Source organism: Actinosynnema sp., assembly GCF_052038725.1.
This window is the reverse complement of the sequence record NZ_JBQGCX010001389.1, coordinates 1-1,889: the sequence shown is the minus strand read 5'-3', so window position 1 is coordinate 1,889 and position 1,889 is coordinate 1. Positions and strand designations below refer to the sequence as shown.

The 1,889-nt window shown below is 72.9% G+C and carries 2 protein-coding genes; one reads left to right on the top strand and one right to left on the bottom strand.

The annotated features are described in order from the left end of the window. Positions 1 to 769, top strand: a 769-nt coding sequence (locus tag ACTUAL_RS29385) for an aldehyde dehydrogenase family protein (RefSeq protein WP_440902516.1), incomplete at its 5' end; no start/stop codon positions are given. 64 nt (positions 770 to 833) lie between these two features. Here ACTUAL_RS29385 and ACTUAL_RS29380 read toward each other — a convergent pair. Continuing rightward, positions 834 to 1,889, bottom strand: a 1,056-nt coding sequence (locus ACTUAL_RS29380; RefSeq protein ID WP_440902515.1) for an AMP-binding protein, incomplete at its 5' end; no start/stop codon positions are given.

Sequence of the window (1,889 nt, the reverse complement as noted above, 5' to 3'; positions counted from 1 at the left end):
GGTGCGCGCGGACGCCGACGTGGAGGCCGCCGTGGCGGGCACCATCCCCGCCGCCTTCGCCAACAGCGGGCAGATGTGCGTCCACGTCGAGCGCGTCTACGTGCACGAGGAGGTCTACGGCGCCTACCGCGACGCCCTCGTGCGCGCGACGAACGCGCTCCGCCTCGGCCAGGGCTACGACTACGCCTCGGACCTCGGCCCGCTCGTCTCACCCGCCCAGTTCGCGTCCGTCGAGGCGCACGTGGGCGACGCGGTGGCCAAGGGCGCGACCGTGCTCGCGGGCGGCAGGGCGCGGCCGGACGTCGGGCCGCTGTGCTACGAGCCGACCGTGCTGGAGGGCGTCACGCGCGACATGGCCGTGCACGGCGAGGAGACGTTCGGGCCGGTGCTCTCGCTCTACCCGTTCCGCACCGACGACGAGGCCGTCGCGCTCGCCAACCAGGGGGCCTACGGGCTGTCCGCGTCGATCTGGTCGCGCGACAGCCGCACGGCCCAGCGGATGGCGCTGCGCATCCGGTCCGGGTCGGTCAACGTCAACGACGGCGCGATGGCGGCGGCGGGCAGCGTCGAGGCGGGCATGGGCGGCATGGGGGACAGCGGGCTCGGCAGGCGGCACGGCGCCGAGGGCATCCGCAAGTACACCGAGAGCCAGACCATCGCCGAGCAGCGGCTGAGGCCCCTCGGGCCGTCGCCGAAGGCGCCCGTGTCCGACTTCATCCGCAGCACCAACCGGCAACTGGCGCTGCTGAAGCGGTTCCGGGTGCGCTGACCGTCCTCTTCGGACTTGGGGGAGGCGGGCCGGGAAGCCCCGACCCGCCTCCCCCGCACCGCGCTCAGCCCCCGGTCGACCGCCCCGCGTCCAGCGCGCGCAGCTCGCCCTTGACCACCTTGCCGCCCGCGTTGCGCGGCAGCGCCGGGAGCACAACCAGGTCCTTGGGCATCTTGAACGAGGCCAGCCGCCCGTCCAGGAACCCGGTCAGCTCCGGCAGCGACAGCGACCCCGCGACGGCCGCGAACGCCACCGGCACCTGCCCCCACCGCTCGTCCGGCCGCCCGACCACCGCGACCTCCAACACCGACGGGTGCTCGGCGACGGCGTTCTCCACCTCGGCGCAGTAGATGTTCTCGCCGCCGCTGATGATCATGTCCTTCTTGCGGTCCACCACCCAGACGAAGCCCTCGTCGTCCTGCCTGACCAGGTCGCCGGAGTGGAACCAGCCGCCCGCGAACGCCTCCTCGGTCTCCTGCGGCTTGCGCCAGTACCCGCGCGTCACGGTCGGCCCCCGGTAGACGATCTCGCCCACCTCGCCCGGCGCCACGTCCGCCATGAGCTCGTCGACCACCCGGTACTGGATGGTCGGGATCGGCTTGCCGACGGAGCCGAGCTTGCGCAGCGAGTCCTCCCCGCGCAGCACGCACGTGATCGGCGAGGTCTCGGTCTGGCCGAACACCGCCACGTTCAGCGCGTCCGGGAACGCCTTCGCCATCGCGCGCAGCGTCGCGTCGCTCGCGGGGGCCGCGCCCCAGCTGATGATCCGCAGCTTCAGGTCCCGCTCCGCCACGCCCGGCTGCGCGCACAGCAGGTCCCACTGCTGCGGCACGTTGAACACCACCGTCGCGCCCTCGCGCTCGTACGCGTCGAGCACCGCCTCCGGGTCGAACGCGCCCAGCGGGTGGATCACCACCGTGCCGCCGACCAGGATGTTCGCCACGATCGAGCCGAGCCCGGCGATGTGGAAGAACGGCGCGGTGAGGAAGCCGACGTCGGAGTCGTCGAAGATCTCCATCGCCCGCACGCAGGTGATCGCCTGCACCTGCATGTTCAGGTGCGACAGCAGCACGCCCTTGGGGCGGCCGGTGGTGCCGGAGGTGTACATGATCAGCGCGGT